The 20,658-nt window shown below is 48.5% G+C and carries 7 protein-coding genes; 4 read left to right on the top strand and 3 right to left on the bottom strand.

The genetic code is table 11. The features are described from left to right. The first annotated feature begins 122 nt into the window (after positions 1-122). Together aceA and JNN12_09955 are read left to right on the top strand one after the other, a co-directional pair. Positions 123-1,394: an isocitrate lyase gene (aceA, locus tag JNN12_09960; GenBank protein ID MBL7978654.1), complete on the top strand. Its 1,272-nt coding sequence runs from the start codon at positions 123-125 to the stop codon at positions 1,392-1,394. Positions 1,395-1,546: 152 nt separating this feature from the next. Beyond that, the gene (locus JNN12_09955) at positions 1,547-2,551 is read left to right on the top strand and encodes a Gfo/Idh/MocA family oxidoreductase (protein MBL7978653.1); all 1,005 of its coding nucleotides are present in this window, start codon (positions 1,547-1,549) and stop codon (positions 2,549-2,551) included. Between the two features lie 310 nt (positions 2,552-2,861). Here JNN12_09955 and JNN12_09950 read toward each other — a convergent pair whose 3' ends face one another. The 3 genes from JNN12_09950 to JNN12_09940 all read right to left on the bottom strand — a co-directional run bounded on the left by JNN12_09950 (position 2,862) and on the right by JNN12_09940 (position 6,668). After that, positions 2,862-3,389 (bottom strand): cytochrome P460 family protein, encoded by a 528-nt coding sequence (locus tag JNN12_09950; GenBank protein MBL7978652.1) that lies wholly within the window; start codon positions 3,387-3,389, stop codon positions 2,862-2,864. Positions 3,390-3,460: 71 nt separating this feature from the next. Beyond that, a complete protein-coding gene (locus JNN12_09945) occupies positions 3,461-6,103 on the bottom strand; it encodes a serine/threonine protein kinase (protein ID MBL7978651.1) in 2,643 nt (880 codons plus the stop codon). Beyond that, positions 6,066-6,668, bottom strand: a complete 603-nt coding sequence (locus JNN12_09940; GenBank protein ID MBL7978650.1) for a sigma-70 family RNA polymerase sigma factor — start codon at positions 6,666-6,668, stop codon at positions 6,066-6,068. Before JNN12_09940 ends, JNN12_09945 begins: the two co-directional genes overlap by 38 nt. A gap of 258 nt (positions 6,669-6,926) precedes the next feature. On the opposite strand from JNN12_09940, the gene JNN12_09935 reads away from it, so the two are divergent. Together JNN12_09935 and JNN12_09930 are read left to right on the top strand one after the other, a co-directional pair. Then, the gene (locus JNN12_09935; protein MBL7978649.1) at positions 6,927-8,648 is read left to right on the top strand and encodes a hypothetical protein; all 1,722 of its coding nucleotides are present in this window, start codon (positions 6,927-6,929) and stop codon (positions 8,646-8,648) included. A gap of 25 nt (positions 8,649-8,673) precedes the next feature. After that, on the top strand, positions 8,674-20,658 hold the full coding sequence (locus tag JNN12_09930; protein ID MBL7978648.1) for a hypothetical protein: 11,985 nt from the start codon (positions 8,674-8,676) through the stop codon (positions 20,656-20,658).

Here is a 20,658-nt window from a genome sequence, read left to right as displayed (position 1 = left end):
TTTGTCGAAAAACCGAAATTAACCCATAAAAAAAGACCCCGATAAAACTGCGCAACAACCAAATCCCGCAATTTAACCGAGGTCACCTCTTTTTATAACATTTCAAAATAAGGAGTTCTCTCATGGAAATCCAACATTACATGCAGACTGATTGGGCCAACAGTCCACGTTGGGCGGGCATTACACGTCCATACACCGTTCAGGATGTTTTGAGGCTACGCGGAAACTTTAGAATTGAACATACCATTGCCCGATTGGGTGCAGAACGGCTTTGGAACCTGCTGCATACCGAGGACTTTGTGAATGCACTTGGTGCATTGACCGGAAATCAGGCGATGCAACAAGTACGTGCAGGGCTAAAGGCCATCTACCTTTCCGGATGGCAAGTGGCCGCAGATGCCAACCTTGCAGGAGACATGTATCCGGACCAAAGTTTGTATCCTGCCAACAGTGTTCCAGCAGTTGTTAAGCGTATCAATAATACGCTTTTGCGTGCAGATCAAGTTATCAGCGCCGAAGGCGGGACAAGTGATATTCATTGGCTTGCCCCCATCGTTGCCGATGCCGAAGCCGGTTTTGGTGGTGTGCTCAATGCTTACGAACTGATGAAGGCCATGATCGAGGCCGGCGCTGCGGGTGTTCACTTTGAAGACCAACTTTCTTCCGAGAAAAAATGTGGGCATTTGGGGGGGAAAGTGCTGGTTCCTACCAATGAAGCCATCAAAAAATTGGTCGCGGCCCGTTTGGCTGCTGATGTCTGTGATGTACCAACCTTGTTAGTCGCCCGGACGGATGCCGATGCCGCAACCCTGCTGACAAGCGATATTGACGAGCGTGACCGTCCATTCTGTACTGGAGAACGGACGACCGAAGGCTTTTTCTGTATCAAAAATGGGATTCCAACGGCCATTGCACGTGGTTTGGCCTATGCACCCTATGCAGATTTAATTTGGTGTGAGACCTCTAAGCCCGACTTAGCAGAGGCAAAGACGTTTGCAGAAGGCATTCATAAAGAGTTTCCGGGCAAGATGTTGGCGTATAATTGCTCGCCCTCTTTCAACTGGAGCAAGAACTTAGATGCCACTACCATCGCCAAATTTCAACGCGAGTTGGGTGCAATGGGCTATAAATTCCAGTTTATCACCCTCGCAGGTTTCCATGCGCTGAACTATGGTATGTTCGATCTGGCCTATGGCTATGCACGCAACCAAATGTCGGCATTTGTGGCGTTGCAAAACAAAGAATTTGCTGCTGCGGAACGGGGTTTTACGGCGGTGAAGCACCAACGGGAAGTGGGCACTGGTTTCTTCGACGAAGTGACGAATATCGTGTCCGGGGGAACGGCCTCCACAACCGCATTGGCTGGATCTACCGAGACAGAACAATTCCATTAAGGTGTGGCCAACGAATAATGGGGCGTTATTTCTTCGGGAATAACGCCTTTTTGTTTTTGAAATCGTTGTGTTAAGTGTAGATTTTAGGCGGATTCGTCGCACGAATGCTCGTACATTCACTCTCTCCATTACCTCCTAAGTCCTATAAAGAAATGACGCATTTACCGCCAAAGCCCCTGCGTTGGGGCGTATTAAGTACCTCCCGAATTGGTCTGAATGCTGTGATTCCGGCCTTGCAAACCAGCCCATTTGCCGAAGTGGTGGCTATTTCCTCCAGAAATCTTGCGCAAGCGAAGGCTCTTGCCGAAAAAGTGGGCATTCCCAAAGCCTATGGTAGTTATGAGGATTTGCTTCAGGATTCGGAAGTGGATGTGGTGTACAATCCGTTGCCCAATCACTTGCACCTGCCCTATACACGCGCCGCACTGAAAGCCGGAAAACATGTCTTGTGTGAAAAACCGCTCACGCTCAACACCGAAGAAGCGGTCGAGATGGCCCAAATCGCCGAACAATTCCCCTCCCTCAAGATCATGGAAGCATTTATGTATCGGTTTCATCCACAATGGGACCTGGTGAAAACATGGATAGACACGGGGCGAATCGGGCGGGTGCAAACGGTTCGCTCGGTGTTTACCTACTTCAACGATGATCCAACGAATATCCGCAATGGGGCTTTGCCAGGTGGGGGTGGGCTTTTGGATGTGGGGTGTTATTGCCTTTCGGCGATGCGGTTGTTGTTGGATCGGGAACCAAAACGGGTGCTGGCTTTAGTAGAGGACGATCCGGTATTTAAGGTAGATCGCTTAGTGACGGCTTTGGTGGATTTTGGCGACGTGCAGGCCTCTTTTATTTGCGGCACCCAAGCCGAGCGACAACAGGTAGTGGAGGTAATGGGCACGACTGGACGCATCCTACTCGAAATGCCCTTTTTTCAGCCCGATAACCAGTCCGCCAAACTTACATTGGTGCAGGATGGCAGGGCAGAAGACCACACAACCGAGCCTGTGAATAACTATGTGCAAATGTGCGAGGCTTTTTCCCAAGCCATTTGGGGACAATTCTCGGTCCCTATTTCCCTTGCTGCGTCTGTTGCCAATATGCGAGCGATAGATGCCGTATTTGCGAGTAAGACGACTGGCGGTTGGGTGAATGTATAAATCAAAAAACTATTTTTGAATCAAGATAAAAGTATAAAAATAGATATAGGTATCATAAGATATTTTGTTTTTATAGTAAAGAAACATGGATTTCTTTTTCCTCATCCCCGATCTGCCAATATGCGAGCAGTTGCTGATTGAAGACCCCCTGCCGGATTAGCCATTTATGATGGGCGTCCGGATGGTACGCAAATGCTGCTGATACAATTGAAACACCCCGTCATCCAGTATTTGTGGGCAATTTTTATTTGGGTTAATATCCCGTTACGCAAGCGGTTTGAGAACGGGTGACAGGCAAGTTTCTTCTCTTTTACGGAAAAAACTTATTCATCAGCACATAGTCTATGTTCCCATTTTGTGAATGGCACGAGATACAAGCATTTCCTTTTTGCGAAGCCGATATCCGAGTACTGCCATCGGGATTGATATAGCCCCATACCCATCCTTTTGCGTCGGCATCTTGGTGTCCCGTTTTTTTGTAGAGTATTGCATATAAAGAAAGGTCTCCACTTGACGTTATCAATTCTTTCACAATGACCGAGCCATCAGGAAAATTGGCGCTGGCTTGTACTTTGCCTGTGGCATCTAATTTGGCAGAGGCAATGGTATTAAATCGGGTGCGCATCAATGGGGCGGTGTGCCCGCTTCCCGAGCTTTTGGGGAGAAGTGCATCCGATTTTTTATACCAGACATATCCTGTTGCGGACTTGGCAAAATCGTACAAAACCTGATCTGTGGTGCGGGTATCCGGATTGGGGTTGGGATCAGGATCGGGTGTTGGGGTGTTATCGCAACCGAGGATGAAGACAAAAAAGAAGATCGGCAGAAGGGGTTTCATAGGACGTCAGGTTTTAAAAGATTAAAGTGATTACCTTAGTTTGTATCCGTTTCCGTAAGAATGTTACACATTTAGGAAACGCGCCATTTTTTGGCCAGGTCAAGTTTCCCCCAACGTATATATAAGCGGTGTAGGCGAGACCAGATTTGAATTTGAAAGCGGAGGTTCATTCCCGGTAGTTGTTCTAAGGCTTCGTGTGCAGATAAAAGGGTTTCTTCAGCACGTTCTAAGTCCCCTTTTTGCAGGTATAGGTCGGCGAGCAGGCCCTTGGCTTCCAACGCTTCGGGGGCATTGAGATAGGTAGCATTCAGTAAGTAGAGTTCATTTTCGAGTATAGGAAAAACGTTTGGCGCCTCAAAGAGGGTGCGAAGAAACAACAAACGGATATGTTGGAGGCGTCGTTTGAGGTCGGTGGATGGTGTTATTTGTGCTACGAGCAGGGATTTTGCCTCGGAAAATGCCTGTTTTGCGGGTGCAAATTCGGATAGACGGTAGTACAAAAGGGCCTGGTAAAAAGCATTCAATCCCTTTTCTTCGGCTGTGAAAGTGGCAAGGTTTTGTTGAATTTCGGCAATTTTTTGATAAGTTTTTAGCGCTTCACGGTCCATGCCCGCCGCCAATTGAAAATTTCCGAGGTAATGAAGGCTTAGAACGATTCTTTTGTTATGCCAGCCCAGCAATCCGGCGCGGGTTTCTACAACGCGGGCATACATATCGGCGGCGGGGCGTAATTTGCGTTGTCCTGCATACATCAGTCCATGAGAGCCTAAGATCATGGGGGTGATTTCGTGATGGCCATTGTTGTGCCTGATTGCGGCGGAAAGGGCTTTGGCCAGAATGGGTTCAGCAGCATCATATTGGCGATTGGTGAGCAAGGCATATCCCCATGAATTATATAAGTTTGCAATGTCTTTTTGGGGAGGGTTGGACAGTGATTGGTATCCAACTTCTGTTTGTTGGTACAAGGCAATGGCTTCCGGATGGCGGTGTTGTGCTTCGCGGACGGTGCCGAGGTGAAGGCGTGCATAAAGGGTTTTGGGATCGTTTGGCGGCAACAGTTTTTTATATAAGGTTAGGGACTTTTCCATGTAATGAGCAGCACTATCCGGTATAAACAGGTACATGTACGAGGAGGTAAGGTCTTCTAAGGTAATGGCGGTTTCTACATGCTGTTCGCCAAAGGTTTGTTGTTTCAACTTTAAGGATTGAAACCGCAAAGACAAGGCTTTACGGTGGTTTCCAAGTTGGGTATGGGCGCGGGCAATGACATCCATCAACTGCCCCCGAACACCCGGATTATACGCCCCAATACGGTGTAATTTGGCTTCGCTTTGTTCCAAAAGTCGGTTCACCTGAATAATGCCCCCGCGTGCGGCATCCGATTCCCCCAGTGCATACATTTCTTCCATAAACGAAGCGACCAATTGCGCACGTTCGGCTTCTGAGCGGGCGCGGTCTCGTTCTTCGCGGATTTCTTGCTGCTGAAGGGCCATAAAAATGGCTGATCCAAAGACAATGAGTATGGCTGCGATGCCAATGACAACAGGAAGCCGATGACGTGATACAAATTTCTTAACATGGTAGCCAAGCGTGTCGCGCTGGGCGGCTACGGGAAGGCCCTCTAAGAAATGTTGCAAATCGGTTATCAATGCTTCTACGGTTCCGTATCGGCGTTCGGGTTCGGTTCGCAAGGCCATTTGGCAAATAGCGTCCAATTCGTGAACGGCAGTTTTGGCAAAGAAAAAACGTTTGCCGATTGGGAAATACTTTTCCCGACTGCGGGGTAATGAGTTGGATGTAAATGGCTGTTTTTGAGAGGTATGGCCTGATTTTCGGGTACTTGAAGAAATTTGGTTTGGCGTTAGGAGTTCATAAAGAATGCGTCCTAATTGATAGACATCCGAAGATGTGGTGATGGATTCGCCCTGCAATTGTTCGGGGCTGGCATAGGCAGGCGTCAGCCAGATATGGCGGGAAACGGTTTGGTATTGGGGTGTATCGGATTCAATCAGTTTTGCGATTCCAAAATCCAATAATTTAACCTTTCCTTCGGGAGTGACAAGGATATTAGACGGCTTAAGGTCTCGATGAACCACTAAGTTCCGGTGTGCAAACCGTACCGCTTCACAAACCTGTAAAAACAATTGGATGCGCGCCTCTTGCGGTAGTTCCTTTTGAACACAATAGGACGTAATGGGTTCACCTTCTACCAGTTCCATCGCTAGCCAAGGGAGACCCTCCGAAGTGGTGCCGCCATCCACTAATTGTGCAATATGGGGGTGCCGAAGATTGGCCAAAATTTGTCGTTCGGCCAAAAACCGCTGACGTAATCCTGGACTTAGCGTGTTTTGTAAAACTTTTATGGCCACTTCTTGGTCGTAAGCACCATCAATACGTTTGGCGCGATACACCGTACCCATCCCCCCTTCTCCCAATAATGACTGAAGCAGGTATGGTCCTACCTGAACATCTGTTCGGTTGGGCGGACGAATGCTTTTGCGAATGGTTTGTTCGGCTTCTCCCAAATAGGCCTCTGCTTTTTCGGCAGCCCGTAGCAGGGCCGCTACTTCTGTCTGAAGTGGAAGGGGCAAATGGGATAAGGCTTCCGCCTGTGCGCTTTCGGGTAGGTCTAAAAGGTCATCAAAGGCTGCTTGAATTTGCAACCACCGGGCGCGATCATCCATTCCGTTGTTCCAGATTGGGGAGGTCCTCATCGTGCATAAAGCGGTATAGCCATGCCTGTGCAGACTTGGTGTTTCGGGTAACGGTCGGAATAGAAATGGCCAGTGCTTCGGCGGTTTCTGCGAGAGACATACCCCCGAAAATCCGCATTTCGATAATCCGTGCGCCCCGTTCATCAAAAACTTCCAATTTCTGTAGTGCTTCGTCTAATTCAATCAGATGTTCGGCTTCATTGTCAGACAATTCGATGGCAAAATCAAGCGGTACATGCAGGGCATTGCCACCTCTTTTCTGGCGGTTCCGGTGTTTGGCGTAATCCAAAATAATAGACCGCATGACCCGTGATGCCAAGGCAAAAAAATGGACCTGATCTTGTGCAACGTGTAAATGGTTCTCGACCAAACGCAGGTAGGCTTCGTGTATCAAGGCGGTCGTGTTCAGGGTTTCGTCTTGTTTCCATTGCACACGGTGTCGGTGGGCAACTTGCCGCAACTGAGGATATACCAATGGCCAAAGTTCGTCTAATGCGGTGCGATCGCCGTCTCGGTAGCGTTGGAATAATGCGGAAAAATCATTTTGAGGTGTGGAAGTGGGCATAATCGAAATTTTACTGTCATGGGAGAAAAGAAAATACGTTCTTTAACGACTTATCGGAAAGAACCACAAAAAAAGGTTCAACAAATTGGGGGCATGATGATGAATTTGGACAGAGATTGTCGAATTATACATATGAGGGTACAAAATGAGGTGTTTATCTACTGAACCCGCTTTCCGGGAAAGGTAAGAAATGGATGGAACGTTGGCCCCATTCGCTAATCTGTTGATCCACTCGTTCTGGATTCAAAATCACCGCCTATGGATATTTTATTTAGAACCATTCGGGTTTTGTTGCCGGGAATCCTCCTTTTTGTGGTGCTGGTTCCCTGTATGGCTTTTGCACAAGAGGTTAAAAAACAGATTCTTAAAGTAAGTGGGAGTACAGGTTTTACGGGAGAATTGTACCGGGTATCTGGTATAGAAGCACGGCGTCCGGGCAGCAGTGCACAAGCTTTTGGGAATGTCCAGTTCAATTTATTGGGCCTTCAGTCTGGTATCAATGTGCTTTATTCTTCCGAAGATAACCAACTCCGCCAAAGCATCAATCAGGTTGGTTTTCATTCTCAGTGGAAGTGGGGCAAAATTGGCCTTGGTTCAGTAAGTCCTGTATTGGGCCGTTTTGCCCTCAATGGCGTTTCGATGATGGGTGGCTCTCTCGAACTAAGCCCGCGTTTTTTTATCTTAAATGTGGCTGTCGGACAAACCAAACGGGCCACCAAAGGCTCTACCGAATCCTTGTTCAGCAATGGGAGTTTTGCCCAAAGGCTCTATGCGGGCCGTCTTGCGCTTGGGGATCCGAAGGGATACATTGGCTTGACCCTTACCTATGCCTATGACGACACCACCAGTGTCACTTTGTTCCGTCCGGCGGTCAATCCTGTCAAAAATGCCACCCTCACGCCTGATTTTCAATTGCCCATTGTGCCAGATAAAATCGTCCTTCAACTTCAGGGAACCCTTTCTGCCTTTTCTTCTGACATCTCTTTAGACACCCTTTCGATTGCCAATGTAAATTTGGATGCACGACTCACCGAGGCATTAAACAAAGTGGTGCGTCGTTTTACCCTTCATACCTCTACCCGTGCCGATTTTGCGGCAAATGGTGAACTCCGGGTTACGTATCCTACTTTCGGACTGCGGACTGGCTACGAACGCATCCAGCCGAATTTCCAGTCATTGGGGGTTTCTGCCATTCAGGATGACCGCGAAATTTGGTATGTACAGCCCACTTTGCGGCTATTGAAGCGAAGGTTAAATATTGGCTTTCAGTTCAATCGGCAGGCAAACAATTTGTTGGGGCAGCGTACCTCCACGTTGATTCGCACCCAAATGGGGGCGAATCTACAAGCCAGACTATCGAAGAATGTATTGGTTTCGGCCATTTGGAACCAGATGCAACATGCTTCGAAGCCAGAAGCGGGACTCCCAGATGCCGAAAACCTACGCCAAGACCAGAAAACACAGGTTTTCACCTTGATGCCCATGTTCACCTTGCGAATGGGTAACCTCGGACATGCGATTAGTACAAACCTCAGTCTTCAGCAATTTTCCGATGTTAGCCCTTCTGTGATTTTAGGAAAACGACCTTCACCGGACTTTAATACCCGCACCTTGAATGCCGCTTATGCGCTAAGTTTACCATCGGGCCTTACGCTGAACATAGGGGGGAGTTTGATGCGCAATCGCAATCAATTTGCCGAGACGGCTACTTCGGGGTTGAATTTGGGAACGGGGACGCAATTGCTAAAACGCAAACTAAACCTCAGCCTAACCGCTTCGCTAAACCAGAACCAAACCGAGCCTACAAATGGAATTGCTATCACCAGTAAGCAGCGGACGGCGTTGTTGCAAGGGCATTATGCTCTTACCCAGCGCGATGGATTTTCGATGGGGGTTCAGTTGCTTTCCAGTTCTGCAGGGGGAGACTTGGCCTCTTTTACAGAATTCCGGGGCACGCTCCGGTACGAACACCGTTTTTGAGCCTCTTTTAGCTATACATGTCATCATGAAAAGATCCTTTCTATTTTTCCTCTTCCTCCTTGGGCCGACGGCTTGGTCGCAAACGGCCCAAGTGAATCTGATTGGTGTTTTGCCACAGGCCAGTTTTTCTACCTATACCGATTTGCTCCGTGAATATGACTCGGGGAAATACCAAATCCAATTTGTCTATCAAAACCCTTTGGACGCCACACCTGTAGCCTTTCGCTTCAAAGTAACCTTTCGGCACAATGGCAAGGTGCTCTATTCGACCACCTCACGCCCCAATTCATATGCGCCGGGCATTTATACGTATCGCACCTTTAAGGATACCCCTTCGATCCGTTTTGAAGTGGGTATTCAGGATGTGATCAACCAGTTGGAAAGCAAGTATCAGGCAGTGGCATTGCGTTCTGGATTGATACCAGAAGGAGCCTATGAACTGGAAATTGAGCCATTGGCGGATGCAGCGATCCTCACAACGCCAGCGGTTGGAACCACCGAGATCCTGTATCCGGAGCCATCTGTATTGGTTTCGCCGCTTCATGAGTCGCAGGTGGCCGAGTCGCCCATGACGTTTTCATGGACGCCCGTTATTGGCGGGATTGCTGATCGTTTTCAGTACAGCCTGTATATCGCAAAAATCTTGCCCAATCAAAGCCCGTTACAAGCATTAAGCAGCAATCCTCTGGCTACTGGACAAGTAATTCGCACCAATCAAACGACTTTTGTGTACTCGGCGGCCTATCCGGCATTGGAAGAAGGGGCAGCCTACGCCGTTCGGCTGAAAACCGAGGAGACGAGCCGCAACGCACCTATTACTCGTAATGGGCTTTCGGAAATTGTGACCTTCACCAAAAGTGCCGTCAATATTGTTCAAGATCCCATAAATCCATCCGGAGAAGACCCCAATGCCCCGCCTGCTTGGGATCAGGTTGCCTTAATCCCCGGATTTGCGCAATTACGAGGGCTTTCAGCAGCGTTTTCGCAGGATATTGGGGGACTAAAAACGCTTTCTGGTTTTGCAACCCTACGCCTTGAGATGCCGGATGGCCCAAAAGACCTTCGGGTCCGGCTCCAAAACGTACAAATTCAGCCACAATCTTTGGCTGTCATCGGCGGGCAGGTTCATATAGACAATGCCATACATGCGCTTGGTGTACCGTTTCCAAAGGAAAACGTACAACTACAAGTATTTTATTGGGATCGTGTGCAAGGATTTGTGGTCGAGGCGAAAATTAAACATCCGCAAACAGGAAACTTCTTGCCAGCTACTGGACAAGTTTTATTTGATGCCACCGGATTTTCCGGCCTCATAGAAGCCAACTTACCCAATCCGGTGGTCTATGAAAATGGTCCTGTCAAATTATTCATGGGTCGTCTGGGGGTTCGACTTCCCAGAGGCGAAACCACTGGCGTGGCCACTCTTGCTCTCTTTGGGAAGCCAACAAATTGTCGGGTGGAAGGGGTGGCCTTAGACGATCTGGCTGGGCAAATTCCGATTTCTTGCCGTTTGGATTTATCGCTATCTAACTTGCCAGATCAATCTAAAATAAGACTTAACATACAACAACTTACAGGTAATTTTTCGGTTGATGCTATACAAAACCAATTATCCACAGACCTGACTTTGATGGCTGAATTGGCCTTGTTGAACCGCGATGGAAAATATTGCGGCGTGCTTTTTCCAATCCGTGTACAAGACCAAGTCACTACATCTCAACCAGAATTAGGTATCCAAAATTGTGACCGGCAGACGTATTTGGAGACGGGAACCATAGACTTCTTAATCGGGCGGATACGGTTGGAGTCTTTTGGATTTAGGGATGACTTTGGCTGGACCTACCGATTGAATTTGCAAGTGGGTTTGGTGAATAGGCTGTTGGGCGGGGAGCCTTTTGTTACATTCTCAAACCTGATTTTTGACGGCACGCCCTTTCAATTGCCAGAAATTGCTTTGTCGCAAAGACACTTGGCCCCGTCCTCAACCTTCTTGATTGCACCTTTCGAGGGACGGTTTACAGGATTCCGACAACCTCCGGTTCTGGTAGATTGGTTGGGGATGCCAAGTCGTGATGCAGGCCCGTGGAACGCACAAGTGGACTTAGACTTTCGCTTCGGTAGTGGCCTTTCGAGGATTCCTACCTGTTTGCAAACCACCGTTTTTACTGTACAAAATGGTCAGTGGAATGGCAAGTTTTTTGGTTGGTCGAGTAACCTTTCTGAACTGCCACACCCTTGTGTCTCTGGTTTAAAATCGCCTGAGTTGGCTGAACCGGTGGCGCAGATAGCAGTGGAAAAACTACGGGCAGTGGTAAATGTAAATTATGAAGACAATGACCAATTCACCGTTAGTGGATTCGCCCAGCCCACAGGGAGCTTACAGCTTTCTGGACCTTTGTCACCTGAACGCGGCATTATCATCGGAGGAACATCCACCTTATTGCCCACGCAAGACCTGGCGCAAATTTCTCTTAATACGCGGGGTTTTTGGGTCTCAAATGCCGCATCGGGCGACATTGTGCAACAAGTTACGGTGCAGCACGAGGGGTATGGCATTCGTTTGAGAACCGCAAGAGTGGTATTGGGGGAAGAAAATGGTCGGCAATCGGCCCGATTCTTGGGAGCGACCGGAGAAGGTGAATTATTGGGCATTGGTACGATTCCTGTCAATGTGGACTTGGACCTGATGACCGGGCAATTTGATAATTGGCAATTGGGGGCGACTGCTGGAGGTACGATATCCGCAGAACTTTCAATTCCCAAAAATAACCCTGCCTTTCATTTTCAGGCAAATGCTATACAATTTAGTGAAGAGCGCATTCGGATCAATGGCCGGGGAAGTTTATTGGGAATCGGTAATTCTGGTGGTCAAACAGCCACCTCTTTGGGTGGTGCAACCTTCGACGAAGTGGTCTTAGACCCTGCCACGCACCGCATCTTATCTGGAACGATTACCTTGGATGGTCGCGTAGAGATGTTTGCCGCTGTTGACCGACAATCAGGACGAATTTCGCTGTCGAACAATTCCTCATTACCCGCCACCCAACGTCCCGAAGGGTTAACCTTTTGGTTGCCTGCTTCTTCTCAAATTTCAGCATTAGGATGGGTATTCCCTCAACCCAATCCGGGAGATGGCGCGGCTAATCTTGTTCAAAATGGTGACATTCGGGTTGGTGAAATCACCCTCACAGGGCTAACGGCCCAAGCCTCGGCGGAATTCCGGATTTCTTTGTCGCCCCTTGGTATTTTGGAAGGAGAAGTTGGTTTTGATCAAGAGGACAACCGAATTGCAACGCTCAGTGCACTTGGTTTGCGGATGGCCACCAATTTGGCATCGGCCTTGTTACCGGATCAGATTGCCCTGCCTTTGGAATCGGTTTCGCACCTCTTGGTCAAAACCAATGGGGTGGCCGTGATCTCTTCTGAAGATATGGGAAATGGGTTGTTACGCCTCTTTACACTTCCTGGAAAAAAAGCCCGTTGGGTTTTGCCCGCACTTCAGGGCAATCAAGCAACGCCGCCCGTAGTAGAGTTGGCATTTGATAATCTGGTGTATAACCCCAATACCCGACAAGTGACGGGGGGCAGTCTGACGGCTCCCGTGGCCAATCGAGCGGACCTCAAATTGCCGGAAAATCTCCCGTTTACCTCCTTGATATTGGGATTTGAAGAAGGCAAACTGACCATAGCTGGGAGGTTGTCCTTGTTTGGACAAACCCTTGGCGATGCGTGCCCGATACAATTATTCACGCAAACAGATCAACACTGGAAAGTTGCTGCTACCTGTAATCCAGATCAATTTATACCTTTTCTCCCCGGTAAAGGCTGGGTGGGAATGAACCTCCGCTCTATAAATCTCCAGATGGCCCTACCAATCCAAGGCGGACCCTCTACGTACCTTATCACGGGCGAAACAAATATTGAAATCCGCAGCCAATCGAGTGCGGTGGTGGCTTCGGCCTTGGCAGGTTTTCGATATACGCATGATGGTTTTTCGCTTTCCCGATTTGAGCCACTTTATGCAGAAGCGCAAAACGTAACGGTAGGGGATTGGGGCCTACGGCTTTCCGGAATTCAGCATGTCCAATTGGACTATCGGCAAGAACAGTTTTCGTTCCGAATGGGTCTGGCAGCGGCATTATGGCTCGGTTTGGCCAATGGGCGTGGTCTGGAAATTCCGTTGAATGGGGTGGAATTGACCGAGGCGGGTCTTGACTTTCCAGAAACAGACCTACACGAAGGCACGACCCCTCCCTTGAGTGCTCCTTATGTAAACCTTGGTGCCATTCAGGTTCAGACCATTGGGGCACGATTGGCAAAGACCCGAATTAATATTTTTGACGCAAATCCACCCAATATTGCACCCCAGTTAGATTTACGGATCAAACCATCGGGTCTTGCTGACCGCTCACCAGAGTTGGCCAATCAAACATTGGTGATCCGGAATGCTGGTTTTGAAAAGGGCCTTTTGAGTGGCTCCTTTAATGAATTGGAATTGATGCAGGAAAAATCTTTGGGGTTGGGGGGAGAGGCTGCCCTCCGGATAACAAAAATCAGCGGTCGGTTATTGGGTCAAAATGGGGTGCAAGAAGGGGAAATCCACCTGAAGGGTACGTTGAAATGGCCGCAAGTAGTAGAAAATGCAAATGGCTGCCAAACCGATATGACCGCGACCTTGCGGCTTTCGGGCAGGATAGAGGCTGTTGTGCCGAATGTGTCGCCGTGTGGCACGATCCGGTTTGGGGCGGTATCACTTCAGTTTCAGCAATCCACCTTATCGCTGAAACTCGGGAATGGCGAAGCGTCGTTTCTCTTAACCGGATCTGCCGAGGCCGTTATTGAGAATGAAGGCGGCGCGGTACGAGGCAATGGAAATTTGGCGGTTAACCTCCTTAATGGCGACATACTGGCTCCCACTTCGATCGTCATCAACCAACCCTTCACATGGCATTACCCTAAAAATAATCCCATTTTTGCCTTTTCGGTTGCAGATGCCAGCCTGACGGAAGGTGGGTTGAAACTAAATGGCCAAGGTGGGTTGCGGGTAGGTGGCGGAACCGTTAATACGGCTTTCAATGAGGCTGTTTTTGGCCTTGCCGGCAATGTTTTGCAAAGTGGTTCCATTCAAATTTCAGCGCCATTGGCTTTTCAGTTTTTCTTTGATCGTGGAGAATGGAGCATCACTGATGCGAATACGCCATTGCCTGCTTCCGGAAACTTACTCAAAATGGGGATTCCAGCCAATGTGCAGATCACCAAAGACGGGATGGCCTTATCGGGTGAAGCTTCTGCCCAAATGCGGATAGGAAGCCTAAACTTCCCGCAACTCAAACAGAAATTTGGTCCAGTTGCCTTCGGTTTTGGCTCGGTCTATGTCCGAGATGGCAAGGTGGAGTACTTCCGTACCCGCGACGATGGGCAAGAGGAACGGGTGGCTTATTTAGACCAAGATGGCTTCCATCCGGATAATATCGGGGAGGCTATTGCAGACCTATTACCCGAAAAATTGCCCGTCCCCACCACCTCGGTGGCCTATATCCAACTCAAACAAGGCAATAACCTACTGATTGCCACCGAGAACTTAGGCAATGGTCGGATGCGGATTTTTACCCGACCTGGGCAATCCAATGATTTGGTGTTGGCCGGGATTGCGCGCGCACCCAATGCGAAGACCTCCTTTAGTGCCATTTTTAATGGCGCCTCGGTGGAGTCTTTCGAAAAATTGGACGTGGAAGTGACCGATGCCCTTAACCAAAAACTCTTCAAAGACACCCCGCTTACGCTCAAACAATTGCGTTTCCAATTGGTCAATGGTGCTCCGGCGCTATTGGCAGATGCCTTCGTTAAATTGCCCAAGATGTTGGATCGGGATGCGCCATTAGAACTTACCGGACTTCGCCTTACTGACCGTGGTTTTGACAATGCCATCCTTTCTCTTGGTGATGCCAGTATCCAATTTCAGCAAAGTTGTGCAGATAACCCCTTGAAAAAAATGAACTTTGGTGGAGATGCGGTACAGATTTCCATTTGTGGTGTATCGTTTACCATCCAGAACAATGGGTTTGGTGGTGTGGCACTAAGCGGACAATTGGCTACGTCTTTCTTTAAGGATGATGCCGGAAAGCCGGGGCGCTTCCAGTTGGTCGGCGGTTACAACAATGCCTGGAATTTTGATGTCTTGGTAGATCCAAGATTTAGCGGCAAAAACATGGGTAATTCCGGCGAGGATGCCTGGAATGCCACTGGGTCAGTGATTTTGGAAGGCATTCCGCTTGGCTTTGCGGATTTTGTGCCCTCGCGTATTGGCTTGGTTAATAGTGATTCCGAGTTTGCCTTGATGTTGGACGGAACCTTCAAGATGGAAGAAATGCTCGGAAAAGGCTTTGCGCTGGGCGTAAGTGGGCTGAAAATCGGCACAAGTGGGGTATCACTTACGCAAGCCGAATTCAATAACCAACAACAAACCAAGTTCTTAGGAGAGCAATTCCCCTTACTCATTCGGCGAATGCGCCTCAGTATCCAAAATAGTATTTTACGGTTTGGATTGGATGGAGACCTTACATTTCTTGGTAAAGCCTTGCCCATTAATAACCTCGTAATTGGAACGGATGGCTCTTTCTCGGTTGGCGATGCCACGCTCAACCTCCTCAATCCGAATGACCCAATCAGCATCATACCAAACCTCTTTGTCTTTAATACCCTGAAAATTGGGGTCGAGAACAACCGTCCTAAAATCACGGCATCCGGTCTTGTCACGTTGCCCGAACCCTTCAAATCCTCTGGAGAAGCGGGTCTAACGGTTGCCCTTGGACAAGATGGAATACCTGTCTTTACACCCATCTACCCCACGTTCGATTTTGGGAAAGATGAACGCATAGCTGGTGCGCCGGAGGTGGATTTGGGCGGTATGGCCAAGTTGAAATTGACGGGAATCAAGTTTGTGGCCGATTGGAGCAATCCAAGCAATACGTCTATTATGGCCTCGGCTTCACTTAAATTTGGGAACGATGAGTCGAAGATCATTGCCTTTGGATCTCCGGCAAATATAGACCAAAACTGGGGCTTCAAGTTGTCGGTTAATCAGGGAGTAGAATGGCGGTTCCCCAATGCCCAATTTCGCTTCGACGTAGATGCGGGTGTATTTAAAGTGACCAATCTGAGCATTGGCTTTAAAGCGCAAAATGGATTTGCGGTAGTGATTGGCGGAACAGCCAGCCTAAATTTAGCGGGTTCCTCGGGTACCTTTGGCTATCAAGGGCTAACGATTGGAACCAATGGAATTATAGATTCCGGAAGCCCAACAGGCGAGGTCAGTGTAAAACTAATGGAAGTGGTTTCGCTTACCTTAAATGGTTTCGCTTTTAGCAGCACTCCCACAACCCTTACTTTGCCCACCAGTAGTGGAGGGCCAAGTGGTGTGCAACAAAATACCGAATCTATTCCGGTAAAATACTACCTAAAAGCGGGTGCTACCATTACGATTGGCGATGGCCTTGGTGGGGGCGTAGATGAAGTGCTGGTCTATGAAAAGCAAAACGGCGGGTTTTTCTTATCTATTAAAAACGCACATTTGGAACTAGGTGGGATTGCGAAAGCGACGGCCTCTATGCAATATCTGACCGATGCACGGGGCTTTGTACTGCGGGTAGCAGGTGGCGTAGAAATGGCTCCGGGTATTGGAGGTGCTTTGGCAGGAAAAATCGGGGTGCGGGATGGCAAAGTAACGATGGGGCTTTTCGCCAAGATAGACTTCCCAATCGAGATTTTTCCGGGGGTACTCACACTTTCCAGTATTGGGGCAGGCTTTTTTATTCGCCCAGAACAAGCCGATATGGAATTGGTGATGACTTTGCCCGGTTTACGCGAAGCACTGTATAAACCGGATCGGGTGCCACAAATTGATGGGATGGATTTTACGGCACTGCTGTTTGCACAAATTGATGTACTAAAAATGGTCCGAGGAAGGGCTTTGCTGGCCTTTAGTTTTGGCGATGGCTTTGATAAATTTGATTTTACAGTCAATGCCAATGTTACCATTTTTGACCTGCCGGTCTTTCAGGCGGGGATGTACTTGAACATTCATAAAGAACCCAATCTCTTCCGGATCGCTGGAGAAGTGGGGGCTAAGTTGGATTTTGGGTTTTTATTGTATGCTGGTGCGGAGGTGGGTTTTAACCTGATTTCCCAAAATGGAAATACCAAATGGGCCATTTGGGGCAATGTGAAGGCGCGGGTCTTGTTTGTGGGGATGGAAGGCGAGTTTTTTGTAGGAGATCCAGGTTTCTTGTTTAAACTGTCTATTGATGCGGGGCTTTCATTGGCCATTGTATCCACAACGGTTCATTTCGACTTTATGGTGTGGTGGCGAAGCAATGGCAAGAATATGGGAGCTTATGGAGAAATGACGGCAGGTATAGAAGTGCTGGGCTTTGAATTGGCCAGTGTCACGGCAAAAGGGGCCTTTATCAGCCGAAACAACAAAACACTATTTTATGCAGGAGCACGGGTAAAAGTCTTGTTTGGAAAAATATCGGTTTATATCGCCAATTATGATGGTGAGTGGGATGGAGGTCTCGGTTCTAACTCCGCATACGAAGCCATGATTGCAGAAGCCATGCAAGATGCCGAAAATATGAAAAACGAGGCCAATCAAGCCCAGCAAGCCCTGCAAGCCGCCATTACAGCCGCAGCGTTTATGAGCAGGGAGCAATTGGCTGCCTCCGGTGCCAACCTCTTGCTTCTCCGGCCAGACCAAAAACAGAGCCTCTTAGACCAGAACAGTGATACTTGGCGATATTCTGCAAAATACTACCGATGGCCACAACGTCCGTATCGGCCACAAGCCTTTACCGATGTCTATAACCAAGTATTGGCTGGGCAACTTTCAGAAAAGTTCATTTCCGAAGACCATTACGCCTATCTGATGAATGCCTCCCTGACGGCTTTGAAAGACAAAGAAGCGGCCATGCAAGCCCGTTTAGAGGAAATAAAGGCCATTGCCATCGAGTCGGTGAAGGAATCGGAAACCATGGAGGCACAAATACAATCGGTTCAAAACCCCATCTCAAATCTTAATCTAACATGGCAAGGCGAAGAACCACCTTCCTATCAATACGATTCAGCCGCCGATGACCAAAACCGGAGATCGTTGGGCAACTTACAACTTTCCATCGAGGCCATCGAGGCCAAGTACCGAAAGGCCATTATTCAGGTTTGGCAACACATTGGGAAAACAGAGGTCAACCTATTGGGAGAAGCAGCTTGGATGAATGGCCTTGAACGCCCAGTAGATATTCCCGCGATTTCAAACGCCGGAAACGGAGAATTGGAGGAAAACGCACGCCTCTTCTCGGCCTCGCTGAACAATGTCTATAGCTATTACAGCCGTCGGATTGCCCATATCTGGTCTTTACGGAAAACGTATCAGCAGCGGTTGAGTACATTAAATGGCTTGGTTCCAGCCGTCTTAGACGAAATTAATACCACCTCTAATACGGCTTGGAATACACGGGTGGCCTTGGGTGCTGCTGGACAAGAGGTAGGGGTAGATGCTGGAGCGATGGCCTCAATCTTATACCAAAGAATGACGATTGGAACGGACATCTCGTGGAATTCGATGGCGGAAAATGCGACAACGTTGAACAATGCTATCCGACAATATGCGGTTTCTTTTAATGAAGGAGCATTCAAAGAAAACGTAAACCGGATTCAGCGCGAGTTCTGGATAGAGCGCTTTCAATTGGGTTTAGAACGACTGATCGAAACGACTGGGCCAGCCAGAATCCAGAATGAAATCAGCAGCTTCTCTATACAACGTCAGAACTTGCTCACACCATGGGAACAGTTTTCGCGCCGAATGGCCGAAATTCAGCGCCTGAAATCACAGATGGTGGTTACTTTATATGGAATGGTCTCAGACTTTGCCACATGGCGGGGTTCTAGCAATTTAAAAGGTAATGAACCGCTCGAATCCCTGAAAACAGGACTTGCCTTGGCGTTACAGGCCCCTTCCATTTCCCAAATCAATCTTTTAGCACAACGAAATACCAATTTGGGGGTGGTCAACCTGACATGGGCGGCACAACATCCGCTATCGGTTTCTGAATATGCTTTGTCGGTTTCGGGCGGTATATCAACCGTTCGGGCTTCTGCGGTCTCCAGCCAAGAGGCCGTCGTAGATGCGAATCTCCCGCTCCTGCAACAAAGGGCTATGTTTGCACCCGTTATCAATGTAATGGCTTCTTATCTGCCAGAACAAGTCATGCTGAGTGTAGGCAAAAGTACTTCACAGAGCTTTGAAACCGTCCGTTTATTGGAAAACGAAAAAGTACAGGCGCTCAAAGTGACCCTACAAGCACGTGGACCTGCCGGAAATGTGACCAGGCGAACGGTTTCGTTTAATGTGGACGTGAGCGAAGAAGGAATTGTGATGAATCCAAATGTCTTACAACTGGGAGTGGCCATGCCCACTGGAAATGGCAATCTGGTTTCGCAAGATTATACACCACCAACTATTGGATCGGCATGGATTGTCGTAGGACCAGATGTTCCGCAGAAAACAGGGGTACTTGATCCCGAAAAAGGCGTTACGCCCATTTGGGTGAATAAACAAAATCGCGTGGCTTTGTCCGCATCAGCAGCGGATTCCGAGTCGGACATCAAATCATTCTCATACGCCATTGGATCTGCTTATGGCGAAACCAATATACAGACTTGGCAACCACTGGTTGGGGTGATAGACCGGACCCGCAGTACTTCAACGATTTTGGGTGAGGCCAGTGGGTTGAACTTACAAGAAGACCGAGACTATTATTTTAGTGTGGTTGCCGAGAATGGGCAAGGGTTACAAGCAGTTTATTATATCCCAACTCCGGTGCGCTTAGACCTCAGCCCGCCCAAGCTGCCTGCCCTTATCCGATTCGAAAACAACCGTGCTGGTGAGGAAGATGTACCGATGCCAGATCCTGTGGTCTTCCCACAAGTGGCGGAAGCGGAGTTAAATAACTATGTAAAGCGTGGGACGAACCCTTACTTATACACTCAATACCAAGTGGAAATTACTAATCCACGTGACATCATCCGGCGGTATGGATATATTGTCACCAGCAAGCGGGATTCTGCTGGGGTGGTTGCTGATGCCTTTGCACGCCGGAATATGGCACAATTTTGGTACTTAGACCCACCCGTGCGGTATGTGGACCGCATAGAAGGCGAGACAATGACGCTGAATATTCAGAATACCGTTCCCTATGCCGATGCACGCTTATTCGTCTTCTCCGAGGATTTTTTTGGAAGGCGTAGCCCAGTAATGGTTGTTAACTTAGGAGAAACACCCGATCCCACCCGACCGCTTGCGCCGATGATCCAAGCCTATCGGAGCATCAGTCATGGCTTAAGTCAAGCCGTATTTGTCACCACAGAACCTAGCGAAGACAAGGAAACGGGTATTGGAACTTGCGAATATGCGATTGGGACCGATGTTGGTTTGGCCGATGTTCGGGCTTGGGGGAAAATAGCCTGCGATCGCGGAGACTTTGGAAGGTTTGTGATACCAGAAACAGAGAAGTTGGGTTTTGATTCTTACTATGTTTCTTTCCGCGTTGTTAATGGGCACAATAAAACATCGGGTCTATCGGTAGTAGGCCCCATTCTTCTTAAGCAGGACGACTCACCGCCTGTTCTGGGAGAAGGAAAATCGGTCTGGGATGCACGCACCAAAGCGCTTCAGGTATCCTTGGAACTCAAAGACGAAGAGTCTGGGGTGAATGGTCGGCTGTCTTATGTATTTCTTTACCGCAAACTCGATAACTTGGGGCAATTAAGTGCACAGACATATCGGACGATTTCGCAACAAACTTGGGTAGGCCCTATTGCCCCGAACGAGGTGGATACCAAATCCTTCACCGTTCCATTGAACATAAACAAAGATTTTATACCGGGTATAATAGAGGTCACCGTTTCTAACCCACTTGGCCTAACCCGCACCTTCTCTATCCCACTTGAACAATAA

This window comes from Bacteroidetes Order II. bacterium (assembly GCA_016788705.1).
Classification (GTDB): Bacteria; Bacteroidota; Rhodothermia; order Rhodothermales; family UBA2364; genus UBA2364.
This window is presented reverse-complemented; position numbering and strand designations above follow the sequence as displayed.

Excerpts from the sequence above, each read along its gene's own strand:
- aceA (MBL7978654.1), top strand. The coding sequence starts at position 123 with ATGGAAATCCAACATTACATGCAGACTGATTGGGCCAACAGTCCACGT.
- JNN12_09955 (MBL7978653.1), top strand. The coding sequence starts at position 1,547 with ATGACGCATTTACCGCCAAAGCCCCTGCGTTGGGGCGTATTAAGTACC.
- JNN12_09950 (MBL7978652.1), bottom strand. The coding sequence starts at position 3,389 with ATGAAACCCCTTCTGCCGATCTTCTTTTTTGTCTTCATCCTCGGTTGC.
- JNN12_09945 (MBL7978651.1), bottom strand. The coding sequence starts at position 6,103 with ATGAGGACCTCCCCAATCTGGAACAACGGAATGGATGATCGCGCCCGG.
- JNN12_09940 (MBL7978650.1), bottom strand. The coding sequence starts at position 6,668 with ATGCCCACTTCCACACCTCAAAATGATTTTTCCGCATTATTCCAACGC.
- JNN12_09935 (MBL7978649.1), top strand. The coding sequence starts at position 6,927 with ATGGATATTTTATTTAGAACCATTCGGGTTTTGTTGCCGGGAATCCTC.
- JNN12_09930 (MBL7978648.1), top strand. The coding sequence starts at position 8,674 with ATGAAAAGATCCTTTCTATTTTTCCTCTTCCTCCTTGGGCCGACGGCT.